Origin of the sequence: Mycobacterium bohemicum DSM 44277 (assembly GCF_001053185.1) — a bacterium.
Lineage (GTDB): Bacteria > Actinomycetota > Actinomycetes > Mycobacteriales > Mycobacteriaceae > Mycobacterium > Mycobacterium bohemicum.
In genome coordinates, this window is sequence record NZ_CSTD01000005.1 from 277,457 (window position 1) to 296,898 (window position 19,442).

Genomic DNA, 19,442 nt, shown 5'->3' on the forward strand with positions numbered 1-19,442 from the left:
TCAGCCCACCCCCGTCGGCGCGTCGGACACCTTCACGATCCGCACCTCGGGGCGCGCCGGCACGCCGTCGGCCAGAAACCACCGGAACGCGAGGTTGCCGCGCGGATAGCCGAGTGTGGTAAGGGAATTCGGGTGGGCGGTCGTGCCATGGGACAGCACGACCGTCACCGAGCCGTCGCCGTTGACCGCGGCGCTGTGGCCGTTGATCGAGCACCGGGCGTCGGCCGCGCCGTAGGTGGCCATGAACTGGTTCCACACCACCAGGTTCCAGAACCGGCACGCCGGAGGCCGGTGCGTGATCACCAGGGCTTCGTCGTCGTCCAGCACGAAACTGCCGTAGGAATAGCAGGCGTCGCGCGCCGACCACCCGAAGTTGGCGTCGGGCACCTGGTAGGGATCGGCGAACTGGTTTGCGGCATGCGCGATCTCGTGTCCGAGCGCATGCGCGTCGTCGGCGCGCGTCCCGACGGCCAGTGGCACGATGGCGAACATGGTGCGCAACCACGTCGCGGTCGCGCGCAGGCGTGCGGCGGTTTCGGTGTCACCGTGACGTATGGGGTCCGGCTCGTCGAGCGCCTCGATGCGCCAGGTCACCGGGCGCCCGGTCAGCGGGTCGGCCTGGTAGTCGCGGGTCATCAGCACGGCCGCGTCGGGCGTGGGCCCGAATTCGAACGAAAAGTCGCCGTTGCCATCGATGTTCAGGTCGGTGTCGCGGACAATCGCCACCACCCGGTCCGACCAGGCGCCGGGCGACGGCTCGTTGTAGGCGGTGACCGAGAAGTACGCGCTGTCACCCGCATTGCCGCTGATGCGGTAGCGCCGCTCCGGGTCCACCGGGCACAGGTAGTAGTAGGCGTCGGTGTTGTCCCCGCCCCACCGGCGGTCGCGGCGGAACGGGGTGTTGACCGCGACGAACTGCGGCCGCCCCGGTTCGGTGAACAGGTAGGTGTCCAGGGCCACGCCCAGCGTGCTGGCCAGCATGCGGTACCCGTCGGCGACGTGGCGGTCGTCGGTCACCGCCCGGTCGCCCTCGAGGAACGAGCGATCCGCGGAGCCAAGCACTTCGAGCAGTTCTCGCCAGGCGGTCCTCGACTCGTGCGTCATGACGTGGTTCCTTTCAGGATTCCGTTCAGGAGCAACGCGGTGGTGCGATCGACCCACGACTCGTCGAGCCCGTCCGCGCGCGTCAGCAGGCCGAGCAAGGTGATGCCGGCGATCGCCTCGGCCAATTCGGCGGCGGTCACCTCCCCGCGGACCCCACCGGCCGCGGCCGCCCCGGCCAGCCCGAGATCGCGCCGGCGAACCGCTCCAGCAGCGCCGAGTGCAGCGTGGGGTCCGCGGCCATCTCCCCGACCAGCCCGGGCAGCGCCGCCCGGGCCGCCGGGGCGGTCAGCACGGCCATCGTGCGGCGCACCATCTCGCGCAGGTCGTCGCGTGGCGATCCGGTGTCGGGAATGGCCGTCGCCGCCCCGATCGGGAACACCGCCTCGTGCACGAGATGGGCCTTGCTCGGCCAGCGGCGGTAGATCGCCGGCTTGCTGGTGCCCGCGCGCCGGGCGATGGCGGCGACGGACAGCCCGGGATAGCCGCTCTCGGCCAGGAGGTCGACGGTCGCGGCGAGCACCGCGCCGTCGATGCGGGGATCGCGGGGCCGCCCAAAGTCCACTGCCATTACGAAACTCAAAGTAACATAAGTCGCCATGACCACAGTCCGCCTCGACGACCTCGCCCGGCCGCGGTTCGCTCCGGACGCCCAGCAGATCCTCGACGCGATGGCCTCGATGGCGCCGGCCTGCCCGCTGGACGCGGACGCCCTGCACGCGCAGGCGTGCGCCGACACCGGGCTGCGGGATTTTGGCCCGGACGACTACCGGGAGCGGCTCGACGCCTACCTCGCCGCGCTGCGCGAGATCGACGGCCTGCACGCGGCCGGGGCGGTCAACTTCTACGCGCAACTGCTTCAGCTGCTCAAGAATCGGCTGCTGCTGACCGACCTGCTGAGGCGCCACCCCGAGATCGACGACATCGAACTGCAACCCCCCGTGGTGATCGCCGGGCTGCCCCGCACCGGCACCACCCACCTGCACAACCTGCTGGCGGCCGCGCCCACCTTCCGCACCATGCCGTACTGGGAGAGCGTCGAGCCGTTCCCGCTGCCCGCCGAGGCGGGCACCGAGCCGGACCCGCGGCGAACCCGCATGGACGTCGGCGTCGGCGTGATCAACACGGTCATGCCCCATTTCCCGCTCATGCACGAGATGACCACCGACCACGTGCACGAGGAGATCCAGCTGCTCGCCAACGATTTCTCGACGATGCTCTTCGAGACGCTCGGCCACGTGCCGCGCTGGCGCGACTACTACCAGTCCCACGACCAGACGCCGCATTACCGCTACCTCGCCCGGCAACTCAAGGCCATGCAGTTCCTGCGGGGCGGGCGGCGCTGGCTGCTGAAGTCGCCGCAACACCTCGAGCAGGTGCCGGTGCTGGACGGGGTGTTCCCCGGCAGCATCGTCGTGTTCACCCACCGCGACCCGGTGCCCGTCGCGCTGTCGATGATCGCGATGATCACCTACTCGGCGCGCATGCACCGCTTCCCGGTGCCCGTGGAACGGATCGCCGCGGACTGGATCGACCGCCTGGACCGCATGCTCGCCACGCTCGTCCGCGACCGCGACGTGATCGGGCCGGAACGCTCGATCGACGTCCGGTTCGACGACCTCACCGCCGACGAACTCGGTGTGGCCGAACGGGTGTACGCGCTGGCCGGCGAGCCCTTCACCGAACAAGCGCGGGCGGCGGTCGCGGGCTACCTGGAGGGCCACCGGCGCGGCCGGCACGGCACCGTCGAGACGTCGTGCGCGATGTTCGGGCTCTCCGAGGCCGACCTGCGCGCCCGGTTCGCGCCCTATGTCGAGAGGTTTCTCGCCTAGGGCTACGTTCTTGAAGCATGGTGACGATGCCCGCCCTGGACGGTGTGGAGCACAGGTACGTCGACGTCGGGAGCGGGATCACGATCCACGTCGCGGACGCGGGACCGCCCGGCGGCCCGGCCGTGATGCTGGTGCACGGCTTCCCCCAGAACTGGTGGGAGTGGCACGAATTGATCACCCCGCTGGCTTCCGACGGCTACCGGGTGCTGTGTCCCGACCTGCGCGGCGCGGGCTGGAGTTCGGCCCCGCGGTCGAGCTACCTCAAGAACGACATGGCCGACGACCTGGCCGCGGTCGTGGACCGGTTGGGCGTCGCACCGGTCAAGCTGGTCGCCCACGACTGGGGCGGTCCGATCGCGTTCACCATGATGCTGCGGCATCCGGAGAAGGTGAGCGGGTTCTTCGGCATGAACACCGCGGCGCCGTGGCTGAACCCGAATCTGAAGTTGCTGCGCAACCTCTGGCGATTCTGGTACCAGGTCCCGATCATGCTGCCGGTGATCGGCCCGCGGGTGATCGGCGATCCCAAGGCGCGGTTCTACCGGGCGCTGGCGTCCTGGGTCGGCGGCGGGTATCTGGTGCCCGAGGAACACGTGCGGTTCTACATCGAGAGCATGCGCGAGCCGGGCCATGCCGTGGCCGGGTCGCGCTGGTATCGCACCTTCATGACCCGCGAACTGTGGCGCTGGCTGCGCGGCGAGTACGACGACTGCCGGGTGAACGTCCCCGTCCGCTGGCTGAGCGGTACCGGGGACCCGGTGCTCACGCCCGACCTGCTGGACGGATATGCCGACCGGATAACCGATTTCGAGGTCGAGCTGGTCGACGGGGTCGGCCATTGGATCGCCGAGCAGGCGCCCGAGCTGGTGCTCGACCGGCTGCGTGCCTTCCTGCGCGCCGAAGGCTGAACACGCGCGCGCCCACGTTCGCGCAGGCCCGCGCGCGGGGTCAGTCGACGCCGATGGTCACTTCCGTGGACTTGATGAACACCGTCGCGGGCTGCCCCACTTCGAGTCCGAGATCCACGGCCGCGTCTTTGGTGATCGAGGAGGTGACCACCTGGTCGCCACCGTCGAGCCGGACCTTCACGATCGCCATCACGCTGCCGAGATCGACCTCGCTGATGGTGCCGTTGAGCTGGTTTCGTGTCGAAAGCCGCATCGCAGTCTCCAAAGTCGTCGGGTCGTGCGATCAGCCTAGGCCCGCGGGCCGAGCAGGGCGATGGACGCGTCGACGGCGGGTTCGACGATTTCCCGCACGGGGCGCCCGTCCTCGACCGCCAGCGCGGTCAGTTCCCGCAGGCCGCCGAGCAGGATGATGGCCAGCGGCGGCGTCAACGGCGGCAGCTGCGCCCGGCGGAACCCCGGGCTCGCGCTGAGGTCGATGAGCAGCGTGGACAACAGCTGCAGGCCGCGACGCTGCACGGGCCGCGCGACGGCGCCCAGCGAGGGAAGTTCCCGAATCCAGCTCAGCGTGATCGCCTGCCGCGCTTCGATGTGCCCGACGTAGGCCTCGACCGCCTGGCGAATCTGGCTGTGCCAGTCGGCTTCCGGATCGACGGCCCCCGCGATCCGTTCGCCGAGCCGCTCGACGTCGGCGCGCAAGAGTTCGAGGAAACAGTCTTCTTTACTGGCGAACTGGTCGTAAAAGGTGCGCTTGGACGTGCGCGCATGGCGGACGATGTCGGCGACCGTGCTGGCGCGGTAGCCCCGCTCGGTGATCGATGTGGCAAGCCCGTCGAGCAGGCGGAGTCGGAACGGGTCGTCGAGCGCTGGGTCCCCGGCCGCCCCGGTGGCCGCAGTGGTGACCGCTGTCGTCATGGCCGCGCCCCTTTCGGCGGGTGGGCACCTTGTCAGGCTTGGTACCACAGAGTACCGTACCGGGAAAGGCGAGCGGTACACCGTCGTACCACCCCCGGTTCGAGGGGGAGAAATGGGGAGCGTCACCGTTATGAGCGAACCAGCCACCGTCGCGCCGGCGAGCCCGGTCGTCAAGCTGCCGCCGGCGCCCCATGGCCCGAAGCTGTTGCGGGCCATCGGCTTTGCCATGTCACGGCGACGGGTCATGCAGCGGCTGGCGCGCCGCCACGGCGACGTCTTCTGCGTCAGCAGCCCCATCCACGGCCGCATCGCGGTGGTCTGTGACCCCCGGCTGGTCAAGCGGGTCTTCACCGCCGGCCCCGAGGAGCTCGGCAACATCCAGCCCAACCTGAGCCGGCTGTTCGGGTCGGGATCGGTCTTCGCGCTCGACGGCGACGAGCACCGGCAGCGGCGGCGGCTGCTGGCACCGCCGTTCCACGGCAAGAGCATCGCCAACTACGAGACCATCATCGAAGAAGAAACCCTGCGCGAGACCGCGAACTGGCCCGAGGGCCGGCAGTTCGCCACGCTGCCGTCGACGATGCGCATCACGCTCAACGCCATCCTGCGCGCGGTCTTCGGCGCCGACGGCGCCGAGCTCGACGAGCTGCGCCGGCTCATTCCGCCGTGGGTCACGCTCGGTTCGAGGCTGGCGGTCCTGCCGAAACCGCGGCGCAATTTCCCGTTCAGCCCGTGGGGCCGGCTGGACCAATGGCGACGCGAGTACGACGTCATCATCGACAAGCTGATCGACGCCGAGCTCTCCGATCCCGATTTCGCCACGCGAACCGATGTGCTCGCGATCATGCTGCGCAGCACCTACGAGGACGGCTCGAGCATGTCGCGCAAGGACATTGGCGACGAGCTGCTCACCCTGCTGGCCGCCGGCCACGAGACCACCGCGTCGACGCTGGCGTGGGCGTTCGAGCGGCTGAGCCGGCATCCGGAGCTGCTGGCGGCGCTGGTCGAGGAGGCCGATGAGGGCGGCAGCCAGCTGCGGCAGGCGACCATCCTGGAGGTTCAGCGGTCCAGGACCGTCATCGACTTCGTCGCGCGCCGCGTCTACCCGGAGGTCTTCCAGCTGGGCGAGTGGGGCATCCCGCGCGGGGATTCGATCGCGGTGAGCATCGGGCAGATTCACGAGGATCCCGACGTGTTTCCCGACCCCGACCGCTTCGATCCGCAACGCTACCTGGGCGCCAAGCCGCCGGCCTTCGGCTGGATTCCGTTCGGCGGCGGGGCCCGCCGGTGCGTGGGGGCGGTGTTCGCCAACATGGAGCTGGACGTGGTCCTGCGAACGGTGCTGCGCCACTTCACCATTGAAATCACGACCGCGCCCGACGAGGGACGGCATTGCCGCGGCGTCGCCTATACGCCCAAGGACGGCGGGCGAATCACGGTGCGGCGCCGCTGAAGCCGGCTACAACGACGCGTCAGCTCCCGGCCGTCGTGCGTCGCGGCAGCTTCCAGCCGGGCCGCACGTAGTGGCAGGGGTAGCCGTTGGGGGAGCGCAGCAGGTAGTCCTGGTGCTCGGGCTCGGCCTCCCAGAAGTCCCCGGCGGGGCTGACCTCGGTCACCACCTTGCCCGGCCACAGGCCGGAGGCCTCGACGTCGGCGATGGTGTCCAGCGCGACGCGCTTCTGCTCGTCGTCGGTGTAGAAGATGGCGGAGCGATAGCTCTTACCGCGGTCGTTGCCCTGCCGGTCCTTCGTCGTCGGGTCGTGGATCTGGAAGAAGAACTCCAGCAGGGTGCGGTAGTCGGTGACCGAAGGGTCGTAGACGATTTCGACGGCCTCGGCGTGCGTGCCGTGATTGCGGTACGTCGCGTTGCGGACGTCCCCGCCGGTGTAACCGACCCGGGTCGAGATCACCCCCGGCTGCTTGCGGATCAAGTCCTGCATGCCCCAGAAGCAGCCGCCGGCAAGGATCGCTTTGTGGGTGCTCGTCATGCTGTCCTCCTTGAGAAGTCGTCCGTGCAGAACCCGGCGACTTTGCCCAGGCTACACTCCGGCGGATGACGTGTGACGGCGCAAAGGAGCGTGCGTGACGGTTCGAGAGTTCACCCGCAGCGAGCTGGCTGAGGCCTTCGCGAAGTTCGAGGAGACGGTGGCCCGCGCCGCGCAGACGCGGGACTGGGACGCCTGGGTGGGGCAGTACACGCCGGACGTGGAGTACGTCGAACACGCGGCCGGCACCATGCACGGCCGGGACGAGGTGCGGGCCTGGATCCACGCGACCATGACCACGTTTCCCGGCAGCCACATGGTGTCGTTCCCGACGCTGTGGTCGGTCATCGACGAATCGACCGGGCGGATCATCTGCGAACTGGACAACCCGATGCGAGACCCCGGCGACGGATCCGTCATCAGCGCGACGAACATCTCCATCGTCACCTACGCCGGAGACGGTCAGTGGTGCCGGCAGGAGGACATCTACAACCCGCTGCGCTTCTTGCGGGCGAGCCTGAAGTGGTGCCGCAAGGCACAGGAACTGGGCACGCTCGACGACGACGCCGCGCGGTGGCTGAGCCAGAACGGCGGTGGGCAGCGATGAGCGCCAAAGCCAAACTCGTCATCGGCGCCAACGGATTTCTGGGTTCGCACGTGACCCGCCAGTTGGTCGCCAAGGGCGCGGCGGAGGGCTTCGAGGTGCGGGCGATGGTGCGCGCAGGCGCCAACACCCGCGCGATCGACGACCTGGCGCTCACCCGATTTCACGGCGACGTGTTCGACACCGACACCGTGGGTGAGGCGATGGACGGCGTCGACGACGTCTACTACTGCGTCGTGGACACGCGCGCGTGGCTGCGCGACACGTCGCCGTTGTTCCGCACCAACGTCGAGGGGTCGCGCAACGTCCTCGACGTCGCCGTCAACGCCGACCTGCATCGGTTCGTCTTCACCAGCACCTACGCGACGGTGGGGCGCCGGCACGGGCACGTGGCGACCGAGGACGACGTCATCGGTACCCGCGGGCTCAGCGACTACGTGCGCTCGCGGGTCCAGGCCGAGAACCTGGTGATGCGCTACGTCGCCGAGGCGGGCCTGCCCGCGGTCGCGATGTGCGTGTCGACGACCTATGGCAGCGGCGACTGGGGCCGCACCCCGCACGGCGCGTTCATCGCCGGGGCGGTCTTCGGCAAGCTGCCCTTCCTGATGGAGGGCATCGAGCTGGAAGTCGTCGGCGTCGACGACGCCGCCCGCGCCATGATCCTGGCGGCCGAACGCGGGCGCGTCGGCGAGCGCTACCTCATCAGCGAACGGATGATCCCGCTGAAGGAGGTGGTGGCGATCGCGGCCGACGAGGCCGGCGTGCCGCCGCCGCGGCGCTCGATCTCGGTGCCGACGCTGTACGCCCTCGGCGCGCTGGGCAGCCTGCGGGCCCGCCTGTCCGACAAGGACGCCGAGCTGAGCCTGGCGTCGGTGCGCATGATGCGCGCCGAGGCCCCCGTCGACCACGGCAAGGCGGTGCGCGAGCTGGGCTGGCAGCCGCGCCCCGTCGAGGAGTCCATCCGCGAGGCGGCCCGGTTCTGGGCCGCGATGCGCGCCCCGAAGAAGACCGGCAGCCCCGCGCCCGCCGAATAACCGGGAAGCGTTGGGCGCGCGCCGGCGTTGCACCACGTATTCGCGGCAATCGCGGTGTTCGCGCCCCAGGAGGAATCCACCATGAGCCATCCGGAAATCAAGGAACCCAACGCCGGTCACCCGATCGCCATCGAACCGACCAGGGGACGGGTGCAGGTCCGCGTCAACGGCGAGCTGATCGCGGACACCACGGCCGCGCTGGAGCTTCGCGAAGCGACTTTGCCTGCGGTGCAATACATTCCGATGAGCGACGTCGCGCAGGACAAGCTGGTCCGCACCGACACCGGCACGTACTGCCCGTTCAAGGGCGAAGCCAGCTACTACAGCGTGACCACCGCGGGCGGCGACACCGTCGACGACGTGATCTGGACCTACGAACAGCCCTACCCGGCCGTCGCGGCCATCGCCGGGCACGTCGCCTTCTACCCCAACAAGGCCGAAATCAGCGTCGCGTCTCAGTAAGGGATCCAGCCCGGCATCGCGGCCTCCTGCGCCCGGGTGTCGCTGTAGAGGCGCATCGAATTAATCACCCCGTCCCGGGTTTCGAAGATGCACACGAAGGGGTTGTCGTAGGCCACGCCGCCGGCCGTGGTGCCGTTGGCCTGTGCCTCGACGACCACCGTTTCGCCCTCGTTGACGCAGCAGACGAGATCGATGGTGACTTCGAGGACCTGCTTGCGTTGCTCGATCGCCCGCCGCAGGGTCGCCTTGTCGCACGAGGACCGGGTGTACAGGCTCCAGTACGTGAAGTCCTCGCTCAGCAGCGCGAAGCCCTCGTCCAGGTCCCCGCCGTCACTGATGCTTTCCAGGAACATCCACGCCAGTTCGCCTTGCGGGTCATCGAACGGCGTCGCCACACCGCAATATTGTCTTGGGACATCGTTAACGGTCAATCGCGGCAGCCGGAGAGTGAGCAGTGAACCTCGAGCGCACTGTCACCTTCGCCGGGCCGGCCAGCTTCGGGCACACCCTGGCGCCGCTTCGCCGCGGGCCGCGCGATCCGTGCTTCCGGCTTCCCGGTGACGGCACCATCTGGCGGACCACCCTGTTGCCGAGCGGCCCGGTGACGGCCCGGATCAGCCGCGTGGCCGCCGACGCCGCCCACTGCGCGGCGTGGGGCGGCGGCGCAACCGAATTCATCGAGACGCTGCCCGCGCTGCTGGGGGCCGACGACGACGCGGCCGGCTTCGCGCCGCGCGACCCGATCGTCGCCGCCGCGTCCCGCACCTGCGCCTGGGACGGACCGGGCTCGTGCTGGAAGCCCTCATCCCGGCGATCATCGAGCAACGGGTGCCCGGGGCCGACGCGTTCCGCGCCTGGCGCCTGCTCGTGTCGAAGTACGGCACACCGGCGCCGGGACCCGCGCCCGCCGGGATGCGGGTGCCGCCGTCGGCCGACGCGTGGCGGTGCATCCCGTCCTGGGAATTCCACCGCGCCAACGTCGACCCGGGGCGCGCCCGCACCGTGGTGACGTGCGCCCAGCGGGCGGCGTCGCTGGAGCGGCTGGTCACGCGCACCTCCGCGCAGGCGCGCGAGGCGCTGATGTCACTGCCGGGGGTCGGGGTCTGGACGGCCGCCGAGACGGCGCAGCGCGCGTTCGGAGACGCCGACGCCGTCTCCGTGGGCGACTACCACATCCCCAAGATGATCGGGTGGACGCTGCTGGGCCGCCCCGTCGACGACGCGGGGATGCTCGAGTTGCTCGAACCGATGCGACCGCACCGCCATCGGGTGGTCCGCCTGCTCGAGGCCAGCGGCCTGGCCTACGAGCCGCGGCGTGGGCCCCGGCTGCCGGTGCAGCACATCGATTCGATGTGAACGCCCGGCGATTACCGGCCGCCGGCCCCGGGTATTCGGCGCGGGAAGAAATTTGACGCGAACGCAGGAGTGAGAAGATGACGCAGTTCACCATTCCGGGATTGACCGACAAACAGGGGGCTCGGCTCGCCGAACTTCTGCAAAAGCAATTGAGCACCTACAACGACCTGCACCTGACCCTCAAGCACATCCACTGGAATGTGGTGGGGCCGAACTTCATTGGCGTGCACGAGATGGTCGACCCGCAAGTCGAGGCCGTGCGTGGATTCGCCGACGACGTCGCCGAGCGGATCGCCGCGCTGGGCGCGTCGCCGCAGGGCACGCCCGGCGCGATCATCAAGGACCGCACCTGGGACGACTACTCGGTCGGCCGCGACTGTGTGCAGGCGCACCTCGCGGCGCTCGATCTGGTCTACACCGGCGTCATCGAGGACATCCGCAAAGGCATCGAGGAGACCGAGGAGATCGACCCCGTCACCCAGGACATGCTGATCGGCCAGGCGGCCCGGCTGGAGAAGTTCCAGTGGTTCGTCCGGGCCCACCTGGAGAGCGCGGGCGGGCAGCTGAAGCACCAGGGCTCGACCACCGAAGAGGACGCCGCCAGCAGCGCGCGCAGCGCTTCGTAGTCTTCCCGATCCCCGGGATCCGAGTCGGCGCCCTCACCTGGGCCCCGACTCGGGCGTCCCGGAGGACGCTGTCCCGAAGCCATTTTTGGGAGCCAGGACGTTCACCCTGTCTCCGGCTGACAGCCGCACCGTGGCGTCGGCGTCGATGAGCTGCCGGTTGTGCAGGACGGAGACGGGCAGGTGCCCGGCCGGCCAGTCGATGTCGCGGACCACCCGGCCGACGGCCGCCGAGTCCGGGGTCAGGGTGTGTTCGACGATCTGGTATCCGGCCAGTTGGCTGCGTGGATCGTGCTCGGCCGCCTCGGATTGCGGGTTTGCCCATTGGGCGGCCCGGTGGCTGGCGGCGATCTCCGGTTCGGCCTGAAGGAGGTAGGCGTCGACCGCACGCAGCACGTCCTGGTTGGTCAGCCAGCCCTGCACGCGCCGGGCCTCGGTGTCGATCACCGGCAACCCGTCGCGGCCGTACAGAACCAGCTGGCGCAGCGCCTGGGCGAGGCTGTCGTTGGCGAACAGCGCCTGCGGTTCGCGGACCCGCGTGACCGGGCCGAGCAGGGTCGTCCAGTCCTGGTCGCCGGTCGCCGCCGCGCCGTCGGAGGGGGCAAGCTCCAGCGGGCCGGCAAACCGGTGCATGGCGTCGGCCGCGGTCAGGGCGGCGAACGCGTGGGTGGCCTTCGGGCGGTCGATGTCGATGCCGCGGCGCAGCAGTTTGGTGGTGTAGATGGTGCCGTAGGAAATCGCGCGCGACACGGTGGTGGCCACGGCCACGGCCAACATGACCGGCAGCGTGAGGCTGAAATCTCCGGTCATCTCGACCGTGCTGGCCAGCGAGGTCAGGGGGGCACGCGCGGCGGATGCGAACACCGCACCCATGCCGACGATCGCGTAGAGGGCGGGATGTCCGACGCCGGTGCCGATGGCCTGCTGCACGATCAGCCCGAATGCCATGCCCGACGTGGCCCCCACGAACAGCGAGGGGGCGAACACACCGCCCGAGCCGCCTATTCCGATGGTCAGGCTGCAGGCCAGCATCTTGCCCGCCGCGAGGACGAGCAGGAACCACAGCGCGTAGTGACCGGCGAAGGCGGCGTACATCACCGGGTAGCCCACCCCGTACAGCTGCGGCACCGCGAGGAGTAGCAGGCCGAGCACGATTCCGCCGACCGCCGGACGCGCCCATTCCGGGCGGTTCCCCCAGAGGCGATCGCACACGTCCTCCGTCTTGTACAGAACGGTCTTGAAGAGGATGCCCAGCAGACCGGCGAACGCGGCGAGGACGGCGATCAGGAGGTAGTTGGCGATGTGGTCCAGTTCGATTCCGGCGGGAAGCTGGGTGAGGAACGGGGCCGAGCCGAAGAAGACCCGCGCGATGACGTCGGCAATCATCGACGAGAGCATGATGGTGAAGATCGCCTCGACCGACAGTTCGCGCAGAATCAGTTCGACGGCGAAGAACACACCGGTGATCGGGGCGTTGAAGGTGGCCGAGATGCCGCCCGCCGCGCCGCATGCCACCAGTACGCGCAGCCGGTTCTCCGGCATCCGCACCCACTGACCGAGGCTGGACGCGAGCGCGGCACCGATCTGGACGATCGGCCCTTCCCGTCCGACGGACCCGCCGGTTCCGATGCAGAGCGCCGAGGCCAACGCCTTCACCACGGTTACCTGCGGACGGATGCGGCCGCCGTTCTCCGCCACCGCGATCATCACTTCGGGAACGCCGTGGCCGCGGGCCTCCCGGGCGAACTTGGAGATCAGCGGCCCGTAGATCAGGCCACCGACGACGGGAATGACGACGAAGAATCCGATGCCCAGCCACGGCAGGTGGTCGCTGCCGACCCAGCCGTCCTGACCGAACTCGTTGTGTCCGGTCGCGAGCCAGGTGAAACCGTAGATCAGGTAGCGAAAGGCCGCCGCGCCGAGCCCGGCGCCGATTCCCACCACGATCGCGACGAAGAAGAGCCCGAGGCGGTTGCCGCGTAGCCAGCCGGCCATGGCCCACCATGCGCTGGTACCCCGTCGCGCAGCCGGTGCCCGATCAGCGGGCGCCTTCCCTTTCCCCATTCCCTCACCCTCCCCGCCGTCGAAAATCGACGGATCTCCTGACAATCTCGGGATCGCGAATGCCGCGGCGCCCTCTCCCCAGCAAATATTGCACTATCACACGTTTTCGTCGCGCCGGAGGCCACTTCACCGGGGTCGGATCCGGGCGGGGGAATAAACGGACTCCAGTCCGGTTATATCGGGCGTCCCGATCTTGGAGGTAGACATGCCCGCCGTCACCGCAAACACCCTGGCGTTGCCGCGCCTGCGCCCGGCCGGTCCCACGGACACGGAGCGCCCGGTGCGGTCGATCACCACCGGTCCGCGCGGCTACGAGGGCGAGGGTTTCCCCGTCGTCCGGGCCTTCGCCGGGGTTCCCGCCGCGGCACTGGACCCATTCGTGCACATGGACCAGATGGGCGAGGTCGAATACCAGCCCGGGGAGCCGCGCGGCACCGACTGGCATCCCCACCGCGGCTTCGAGACGGTCACCTACATGATCGACGGGAAGTTCGCCCACCAGGATTCGCACGGGGGTGGCGGCCTCATCACCGACGGGGGCACGCAGTGGATGACGGCCGGTTCGGGCATCCTGCACATCGAAACCCCGCCCGCCGAATTGGTGGACAGCGGCGGCCTCTTCCACGGCGTCCAGCTGTGGGTGAACCTGCCGAAGCGGGACAAGTTCGCCCCGCCCCGGTACCAGGCCATCGAGGGCGCCGATGTGCGGTTGCTGGCGTCCGACGACGGCGGCGCCCTGGTCCGGATCATCGCCGGCGATGTCGACGATCATCGCGGGCCCGGCATCACCCACACTCCGATCACGCTCGCGCACGCCACCATCGAGAGCGGGGCCCGGCTCAGCATTGCCTGGCGGCGGGATTTCAATGCGCTGGTTTATGTGCTGTCCGGCAGCGGATATGTGGGCCCGGCCGCCCACCCGATTCGGCAGGGTCAGTTGGCGGTGCTCGGACGCGGCGAGCGGATCACCGTCGGCGCGCATCCGGTACGGCAGTCATCGTCGGCAAACGCAATCGACGTGCTCCTCCTGGGCGGTCAACCGATTCGCGAGCCGGTATTCCACTACGGACCATTCGTGATGAGCTCGCGGGCCGAATTGATCCAGGCAGTCGAGGACTATCAGGCCGGCAAACTCGGCAGTATTCCGCCAAATGCATTAATGCCGCACCGCGGCGGTGGCACACTTTAAAGATGTCGTCGGCGCGCCGCGGGCCGGGGCGCCCGCCGGCCGCGAGTTCCGATGAGACCCGTCAGCGCATCGTGCAGGCCGCCCGCCTGATATTCAGCGAACGCGGTTACGACGGCGCCACTTTCCAGGCGATCGCCGTGGGTGCCGACCTGACCAGGCCGGCGATCAATCACTACTTCTCCAGCAAGAAGGCGTTGTACCGGGAGGTATTGGAGCAAACCAACGACGTGGTCATCAACGCCGGCATTCGGCAGGCGGCGCACGAGACCACACTGGTGGGGCGCCTGACGGCATTCATCTCCGTCGCGGTGCGCGCGAATGCCGACAATCCGGCCGTGTCGGCCTTTTTGGTCACCGCCGTGCTGGAGTCGCAGCGACATCCCGAATTGAGCCTGACGGAGAACGATTCCGTATCAATGGCCCGAGGCTTCCTGACGTCGGTGGTCAATGACGCGATCGAACACGGCGAGGTCGCCTCGGACGTCGAACCCGCCATCTTGGTTGAGACCCTGCTCGTGGTGCTCTCCGGAGTGGGGTTTTACGCCGGATACCTTCGCAGCTCCGAGGCCATGCTGGGCGTCAGCGACATGCTGCGGCGTCTGCTCGAGGGCGCGCTCTGGCGGCCCGAAGGCTGACCGCTCGGCGCCCGAGTGACGTGGCGCACAAAGCGTATAGTTTGCCTAACTTACTCCGGTAGCATGAGTGGGGTCATGACCGATCTCGATGACCCCCCCCCGCCCCACCCCGCCCCGCCGACGTCGTTGCGGACCGCGGGTGACTCCTGGACCATCACCGAGCTCGTCGGCGCCACCGCCTTGGGGGTCGCCGCGGCGCGCGCCGTGGAGACCGGCGGGACCGCTCCCCTCATCCGCGACGAGTTCGCGCGCGTCCTGGTGTCGGCGGCGGGGCCCGCGTGGGAGCGGCTGGCGGACCCGGAGCTGAGCTGGCTCGACGGCGACGAGCACGGGCGGCGGGTGCATCGCCTCGGCGTCGACTACCAGGCCGTGCGGACGCACTATTTCGACTCCTACTTCAAAGACGCCGTGGCCGACGGGATCCGGCAGGTGGTGATCCTGGCCGCCGGGCTGGACTCGCGGGCCTACCGGCTGGACTGGCCCGCCGACACCGCGGTCTACGAGATCGACCAGCCCCAGGTGCTCGAATACAAGACCGGAATCCTGAACTCGCACGGTGCGGTGCCCGCGGCCCGGCGGTGCCCGGTGCCGGTGGACCTGCGCGACGATTGGCCGGCCGCGCTCTCGGCCGCGGGCTTCGATCGGACCCGGCCGACCGCCTGGCTCGCCGAAGGCCTGCTGCCCTACCTGCCCAGCGACGCCCAGGACCGCCTGTTCGAGATGTTCACCGCGCTCAGCGCGCCCGGTAGCCAGGTGGCCATCGAGGTGTTCGGGATGAACACCAATGGCAACACGGCGCGGTGGCGGCGCATGCGCGAGCGGCTGGGCCTCGACGTCAACGTCGAGGCGCTGACCTATCACGAGCCCGACAGGTCCGACGCCGCCCAGTGGCTGGCCGACCACGGCTGGCGGGTCAGCGTCGTGAACAACCGCGACGAGATGGCCCGCCTCGGCCGGCCGGTACTCGACGAACTTTCCGACGACGCGGTCCGCAGCACGCTGCTGCGCGCGCGTCTGGACCACGATCCGTCCGTCTAGCAAGGAGTACGCGATGAGCTCGCTACGCACCCACGACGACACCTGGGACATCAAGACCAGCGTCGGCACCACCGCGGTGATGGTGGCCGCGGCCAGGGCCGTGGAAACCGAGCGGGAGGATCCGCTGATCCGCGACCCCTACGCCAAACTGCTGGTCACCAACGCCGGCGCCGGCGTCCTGTGGGAAGCCATGCTCGACCCGGAGATCGCCGCCAAGGTCGAGGCCCTCGACGAGGAGTACGTCACCCAGCTCGAGCACATGCGCGGCTACCAGGCCGTGCGGACGCACTTCTTCGACACATACTTCAGGGACGCCGTGGCCGCCGGGATCCGGCAGGTGGTCATCCTCGCCTCCGGCCTGGATTCGCGGGCCTACCGGCTCGATTGGCCCGCCGGCACCACCGTGTACGAGATCGACCAGCCGCAGGTGCTGGACTACAAGTCGTCGACGCTGGCGGAGAACGGGGTGACGCCCTCGGCCGACCGCCGGGAGGTCGCCATCGACCTGCGCCAGGACTGGCCGGCGGCGCTGATCGCCGCCGGCTTCGACCCCGCGGCCCGCACCGCGTGGCTGGCCGAGGGGCTGTTGATGTACCTGCCCGCCGACGCGCAGGACCGGTTGTTCACCCTGATCGGCGAGCTCAGCCCGCCCGGGAGCAGGGTGTCCGCGGAGACCGCGCCGAATCATGCCGACGAGCGGCGGCAGCAGATGCGTGAACGGTTCCGGAAGGTCGCCGACGAACTCGGGCTGGAGGAGACGGTCGACGTCGGGGAGCTGATGTATCGCGACGACGACCGGGCGAACGTCGCGGACTGGTTGAACAGCCACGGCTGGCGCGCCAGCGCACAACACTCGACCGACGAGATGCGCCGGATGGGCCGCTGGGTCGAGAACGCCCCGCTGTCCGACGACAAGGACGCGTTCTCCGACTTCGTGATCGCCGAGCGGCTGTAATGGCGCGCAGCCTCGACGACTCCTGGGACATCGCCACCAGCGTCGGGGCGACCGCGGTGATGGTCGCGCTGGCGCGGGCCCGCGAGACTGCCGCCACCGACCCGCTCATCCGCGACGAGTTCGCCGAACTGCTGGTGTCCACGCCCGAACTCGAGGGTGTTCGCGAGCAGGTGGGCGCCTGGTGGTCCGGGCCCGACGGGGACGACGAAGACGGCGACGTCGCGGTCGACGCCCAGCAGATGATCGACTACCAGGCGGTGCGCACCCACTTCTTCGACGCGTACTTCGCCGACGCCGCCCAGGCCGGTGTCCGGCAGGTCGTCATCCTGGCAGCCGGGCTCGATTCCCGCGCCTACCGGCTGGCGTGGCCGCCCGGCACCGTCGTCTACGAGATCGATCTGCCCAAGGTGCTCGAATACAAGGCGGCGACGCTCGCCGGCCACGGCGCCACACCGATCGCCGACCGGCGGCCGGTTCCCGTCGACCTGCGCCACGACTGGCCGCAGGCGTTGCGCGACGCGGGATTCGACGCGGGCGGTGCCACGGCCTGGCTGGCCGAGGGGCTGCTGCCGTTCCTGCCGGCAGCGGCCCAGGAAGCGATGTTCGCCGCGGTCGACGACCTGAGCGGGCCGGGCAGCCGGGTTGCGGTCGAAATCTTCGGTGTCGACCCCGAGCGGCGCAGGCAAGCCCAGGAGCGGTGGCTCGCGCTCAAAGCCAAGCGCGCGGCGCGCGGCGAGGACACCTCGTTCAACCCGTTCGACCTCTGGTTCGACGACGAGGGACGCCCGGACTGCGCCGACTGGTTCGGTGCACACGGCTGGACGACGCGCACCGTCGACGCGCGTGAGGAGGCGCTGCGGCTGGGCCGCGCCCCGCAGTCCGAGGACGGGCCGTTCGTCAACAGATTCGTCACCGCCACCAAACCCTGACCGGGTGTGGGTTGCGTCCAATGAGGACCCGCAGCACTGCATTCGCCGTCGGCTCGCGGCCATAGATACCGGGAATTTGTCTGGCTCTCCGCGACAATTGTGAGTCTTATGGGCAGCGGTGAATCAGAGGGATCGGGCCGTTTGGTGCTGTTGAAAGGGCGCCTGATGGCCAGCCTTGCTTCGGCTTTCGTGATGGCCATCACAGGCGTCGGCTGGACGGCCATCCACACGGCGGTGGGCCGAATCATCACCTCCCACGCGTTACCGGACGCACCGACAACGTTTGGCGCCGATCAAAACATTCTCCTGATGGGGTTGGACAGCCGTTTGGATCAGAATGGTCATCCGCTGCCGCAAGAGATGTATGAGGCCTTGCACGCCGGCGACGAAACGTCGGGCGGCTACAACGCGAATGTGCTTATCGTCGTGCACCTTTCGGGTGACGCCGGCCCGATCACCGCGGTTTCGATTCCCCGTGACGACTACGTGCAACTGTCCGGCTGTCCGGGGTCGGTGTGCATGGGCAAAATCAAGCAGGCCTACGGGTTGGCCTATCAACAGTCGTTGGAGGACCAGGTCGCCGGTGGTTCGAACGGTGCGGGAGCAACCGACCTGGCCGCTCGAGAGCAGGCCGCTCGCGAGGAGGGCCGCAAGGCCGAAATCGGCACCGTCAGGGATCTGTTGGGCATCTCGGTGGACCACTTCATCGAAGTCACACTGGGCGCTTTCTTTGAAATCGCCCGGGTCGTGGAGCCAATCACGGTGTGCGTCAACGCGGACACGGCCGACACCTATTCGGGTGCGGACTTCCACCAGGGAGTGCAGCAAATCGATGCCGCGCAGGCAATGGCTTTCGTGCGCCAGCGGCGCGCCGCAAACGACGGTTCCTTCACCGACTTCGATCGGACTCGCAGACAACAGGCGTTCCTGGTGTCGTTGGTGAAAGCGGCCCGGAAGGGCGGCGCCCTGTCGAGCGCCGGCGCGCTGCGTACCCTTCTTCAGGTGGCTCGCGACAGCGTCGCCGTCGACGCCGGCTTGGACCTCGTCGATCTGGTGGCGCACGCCGCAACATTGATCGACAGGCCCCTGTCCTTGTACACCCTGCCCATCTCGGAGTTCGGCCGCGATGCGAACGGGTCCGACGTCAACCTGATCGACGTGCCGACGATCCGGCGGATCGTTCAGGAGCGCTTCACTTCGGATACCCCGGCCGCGCCGGACGCCGCGCCGCCAAACTCCCAAAGAACACCGGCGTTGGCTAAGCCGGTCGTCCTTGACGTCGTCAACGCCACCTCACGAGACGGATTGGCCGCGGCAATCGAGAGTGAGTTCGCCGGCCGTGGTTTTACCCGAGGCAGCGCCACGACCGCGGCGGCCCCACAAGACGACAGCACCGTCGAGTACGGCGCCGGCGCCTCCGAAGGCGCGCAGATCTTGGCCGACCAGTTGCACGTGCCCGCAACGGGAAGCGACACATTGCCGTCCGGAACGGTTCGGCTGACCGTGGGCCGGCGGTTCCCCGCGGACGACTACTTTTCGCATCCCGGTGCCTCGCTCGACACGTCGGCATCCGGAAAGGTCACCGCGGTCGCCGCCAGCGGGGCCGGTGCCGACGCTCCGGCACCGACCGACCTGAGCCAGATGACCGCGGCAGGCATTCCCTGCGTCAAGTAACCCGCGTCGGTACAAGCCCGGCGGCCGGGGCGATGCGGACCGGCGATCCAGGGGCCCGGCCGCATCCTTCCTACTGCTCTCCCAACCAGATGGTTAGGATCGCGGTTATCACCCTTTGAGTGCCCGCGCACAAGGCGAGCT

The 19,442-nt window shown here is 69.1% G+C and carries 19 protein-coding genes and 2 pseudogenes; 14 read left to right on the forward strand and 7 right to left on the reverse strand.

The genetic code is table 11. The features are described 5' to 3' along the window. Entirely contained in the window at positions 1-1,104 is a 1,104-nt protein-coding gene (locus BN971_RS21210) for a DUF1214 domain-containing protein (RefSeq protein ID WP_085179598.1), read from the reverse strand. After that, positions 1,101-1,672, reverse strand: a pseudogene (locus BN971_RS21215) (TetR/AcrR family transcriptional regulator). Before BN971_RS21215 ends, BN971_RS21210 begins: the two are co-directional and overlap by 4 nt. A 28-nt stretch (positions 1,673-1,700) precedes the next feature. Here BN971_RS21215 and BN971_RS21220 point away from each other — a divergent pair. Next, positions 1,701-2,933 carry a sulfotransferase family protein gene (locus BN971_RS21220; RefSeq protein ID WP_085179596.1) on the forward strand — a complete coding sequence of 411 codons (1,233 nt, stop codon included), beginning with the start codon at positions 1,701-1,703 and terminating at the stop codon, positions 2,931-2,933. A 17-nt stretch (positions 2,934-2,950) separates the two neighbouring features. Continuing rightward, positions 2,951-3,841, forward strand: a complete 891-nt coding sequence (locus BN971_RS21225; protein ID WP_085179595.1) for an alpha/beta fold hydrolase — start codon at positions 2,951-2,953, stop codon at positions 3,839-3,841. Positions 3,842-3,881: 40 nt separating this feature from the next. Here the strand turns inward: BN971_RS21225 and BN971_RS21230 are convergent, their stop codons facing one another. Together BN971_RS21230 and BN971_RS21235 are read right to left on the reverse strand one after the other, a co-directional pair. Then, a complete protein-coding gene (locus tag BN971_RS21230; protein ID WP_085179594.1) occupies positions 3,882-4,094 on the reverse strand; it encodes a TOBE domain-containing protein in 213 nt (70 codons plus the stop codon). A 35-nt stretch (positions 4,095-4,129) separates the two neighbouring features. Further along, entirely contained in the window at positions 4,130-4,753 is a 624-nt protein-coding gene (locus tag BN971_RS21235) for a TetR/AcrR family transcriptional regulator (protein WP_085179593.1), read from the reverse strand. A gap of 130 nt (positions 4,754-4,883) precedes the next feature. Between BN971_RS21235 and BN971_RS21240 the strand changes: the two genes are divergently transcribed. Then, a complete protein-coding gene (locus tag BN971_RS21240) occupies positions 4,884-6,206 on the forward strand; it encodes a cytochrome P450 (RefSeq protein WP_085179592.1) in 1,323 nt (440 codons plus the stop codon). Positions 6,207-6,225: 19 nt separating this feature from the next. On the opposite strand, the gene msrA is transcribed toward BN971_RS21240, so the two are convergent. Next, on the reverse strand, positions 6,226-6,741 hold the full coding sequence (gene msrA / locus BN971_RS21245) for a peptide-methionine (S)-S-oxide reductase MsrA (RefSeq protein WP_090350540.1): 516 nt from the start codon (positions 6,739-6,741) through the stop codon (positions 6,226-6,228). Between the two features lie 94 nt (positions 6,742-6,835). Here msrA and BN971_RS21250 point away from each other — a divergent pair, with 94 nt between their 5' ends. The 3 genes from BN971_RS21250 (at position 6,836) to BN971_RS21260 (ending at position 8,838) form a co-directional block, all read left to right on the forward strand. Beyond that, complete coding sequence (locus BN971_RS21250; RefSeq protein ID WP_085179590.1) at positions 6,836-7,345, forward strand: nuclear transport factor 2 family protein; 510 nt, start codon at positions 6,836-6,838, stop codon at positions 7,343-7,345. After that, positions 7,342-8,376: an NAD-dependent epimerase/dehydratase family protein gene (locus BN971_RS21255; RefSeq protein WP_085179589.1), complete on the forward strand. Its 1,035-nt coding sequence runs from the start codon at positions 7,342-7,344 to the stop codon at positions 8,374-8,376. The genes BN971_RS21250 and BN971_RS21255 overlap by 4 nt, the downstream gene beginning before the upstream one ends. Before the next feature lie 81 nt (positions 8,377-8,457). Then, a complete protein-coding gene (locus BN971_RS21260) occupies positions 8,458-8,838 on the forward strand; it encodes a DUF427 domain-containing protein (RefSeq protein ID WP_085179837.1) in 381 nt (126 codons plus the stop codon). Here the strand turns inward: BN971_RS21260 and BN971_RS21265 are convergent. Further along, positions 8,832-9,233, reverse strand: coding sequence for a nuclear transport factor 2 family protein (locus BN971_RS21265; protein WP_085179588.1), 402 nt, complete (start codon positions 9,231-9,233; stop codon positions 8,832-8,834). The two genes, BN971_RS21260 and BN971_RS21265, sit on opposite strands and share 7 nt — an antisense overlap. Positions 9,234-9,292: 59 nt before the next feature. Here BN971_RS21265 and BN971_RS21270 point away from each other — a divergent pair. Together BN971_RS21270 and BN971_RS21275 are read left to right on the forward strand one after the other, a co-directional pair. Beyond that, a pseudogene (locus BN971_RS21270) lies at positions 9,293-10,194 on the forward strand (DNA-3-methyladenine glycosylase family protein). 77 nt (positions 10,195-10,271) lie between these two features. Then, on the forward strand, positions 10,272-10,820 hold the full coding sequence (locus tag BN971_RS21275; RefSeq protein ID WP_085179586.1) for a Dps family protein: 549 nt from the start codon (positions 10,272-10,274) through the stop codon (positions 10,818-10,820). A 33-nt stretch (positions 10,821-10,853) separates the two neighbouring features. Here the strand turns inward: BN971_RS21275 and BN971_RS21280 are convergent, their stop codons facing one another. Further along, positions 10,854-12,812, reverse strand: a complete 1,959-nt coding sequence (locus tag BN971_RS21280) for a chloride channel protein (protein WP_085179585.1) — start codon at positions 12,810-12,812, stop codon at positions 10,854-10,856. Positions 12,813-13,086: 274 nt separating this feature from the next. On the opposite strand from BN971_RS21280, the gene BN971_RS21285 reads away from it, so the two are divergent. From BN971_RS21285 to BN971_RS21310, 6 genes are all read left to right on the forward strand, one after another. Next, positions 13,087-14,070, forward strand: coding sequence for a pirin family protein (locus BN971_RS21285; RefSeq protein WP_085179584.1), 984 nt, complete (start codon positions 13,087-13,089; stop codon positions 14,068-14,070). A gap of 2 nt (positions 14,071-14,072) precedes the next feature. Continuing rightward, positions 14,073-14,705 (forward strand): TetR/AcrR family transcriptional regulator, encoded by a 633-nt coding sequence (locus BN971_RS21290; RefSeq protein ID WP_085179583.1) that lies wholly within the window; start codon positions 14,073-14,075, stop codon positions 14,703-14,705. A 75-nt stretch (positions 14,706-14,780) separates the two neighbouring features. Then, positions 14,781-15,743, forward strand: a complete 963-nt coding sequence (locus BN971_RS21295) for a class I SAM-dependent methyltransferase (protein ID WP_090350541.1) — start codon at positions 14,781-14,783, stop codon at positions 15,741-15,743. A 13-nt stretch (positions 15,744-15,756) separates the two neighbouring features. Then, positions 15,757-16,698, forward strand: a complete 942-nt coding sequence (locus tag BN971_RS21300) for a class I SAM-dependent methyltransferase (RefSeq protein WP_085179581.1) — start codon at positions 15,757-15,759, stop codon at positions 16,696-16,698. Continuing rightward, positions 16,698-17,627 (forward strand): SAM-dependent methyltransferase, encoded by a 930-nt coding sequence (locus BN971_RS21305; RefSeq protein WP_085179580.1) that lies wholly within the window; start codon positions 16,698-16,700, stop codon positions 17,625-17,627. Before BN971_RS21300 ends, BN971_RS21305 begins: the two co-directional genes overlap by 1 nt. A gap of 108 nt (positions 17,628-17,735) precedes the next feature. Continuing rightward, positions 17,736-19,301, forward strand: coding sequence for an LCP family protein (locus BN971_RS21310; RefSeq protein ID WP_085179579.1), 1,566 nt, complete (start codon positions 17,736-17,738; stop codon positions 19,299-19,301). Positions 19,302-19,442: the final 141 nt, after the last annotated feature.

Excerpts from the sequence above, each read along its gene's own strand:
- BN971_RS21210 (WP_085179598.1), bottom strand. The coding sequence starts at position 1,104 with ATGACGCACGAGTCGAGGACCGCCTGGCGAGAACTGCTCGAAGTGCTT.
- BN971_RS21220 (WP_085179596.1), top strand. The coding sequence starts at position 1,701 with ATGACCACAGTCCGCCTCGACGACCTCGCCCGGCCGCGGTTCGCTCCG.
- BN971_RS21225 (WP_085179595.1), top strand. The coding sequence starts at position 2,951 with ATGGTGACGATGCCCGCCCTGGACGGTGTGGAGCACAGGTACGTCGAC.
- BN971_RS21230 (WP_085179594.1), bottom strand. The coding sequence starts at position 4,094 with ATGCGGCTTTCGACACGAAACCAGCTCAACGGCACCATCAGCGAGGTC.
- BN971_RS21235 (WP_085179593.1), bottom strand. The coding sequence starts at position 4,753 with ATGACGACAGCGGTCACCACTGCGGCCACCGGGGCGGCCGGGGACCCA.
- BN971_RS21240 (WP_085179592.1), top strand. The coding sequence starts at position 4,884 with ATGAGCGAACCAGCCACCGTCGCGCCGGCGAGCCCGGTCGTCAAGCTG.
- msrA (WP_090350540.1), bottom strand. The coding sequence starts at position 6,741 with ATGACGAGCACCCACAAAGCGATCCTTGCCGGCGGCTGCTTCTGGGGC.
- BN971_RS21255 (WP_085179589.1), top strand. The coding sequence starts at position 7,342 with ATGAGCGCCAAAGCCAAACTCGTCATCGGCGCCAACGGATTTCTGGGT.
- BN971_RS21260 (WP_085179837.1), top strand. The coding sequence starts at position 8,458 with ATGAGCCATCCGGAAATCAAGGAACCCAACGCCGGTCACCCGATCGCC.
- BN971_RS21275 (WP_085179586.1), top strand. The coding sequence starts at position 10,272 with ATGACGCAGTTCACCATTCCGGGATTGACCGACAAACAGGGGGCTCGG.
- BN971_RS21280 (WP_085179585.1), bottom strand. The coding sequence starts at position 12,812 with ATGGCCGGCTGGCTACGCGGCAACCGCCTCGGGCTCTTCTTCGTCGCG.
- BN971_RS21285 (WP_085179584.1), top strand. The coding sequence starts at position 13,087 with ATGCCCGCCGTCACCGCAAACACCCTGGCGTTGCCGCGCCTGCGCCCG.
- BN971_RS21290 (WP_085179583.1), top strand. The coding sequence starts at position 14,073 with ATGTCGTCGGCGCGCCGCGGGCCGGGGCGCCCGCCGGCCGCGAGTTCC.
- BN971_RS21295 (WP_090350541.1), top strand. The coding sequence starts at position 14,781 with ATGACCGATCTCGATGACCCCCCCCCGCCCCACCCCGCCCCGCCGACG.
- BN971_RS21300 (WP_085179581.1), top strand. The coding sequence starts at position 15,757 with ATGAGCTCGCTACGCACCCACGACGACACCTGGGACATCAAGACCAGC.
- BN971_RS21305 (WP_085179580.1), top strand. The coding sequence starts at position 16,698 with ATGGCGCGCAGCCTCGACGACTCCTGGGACATCGCCACCAGCGTCGGG.
- BN971_RS21310 (WP_085179579.1), top strand. The coding sequence starts at position 17,736 with ATGGGCAGCGGTGAATCAGAGGGATCGGGCCGTTTGGTGCTGTTGAAA.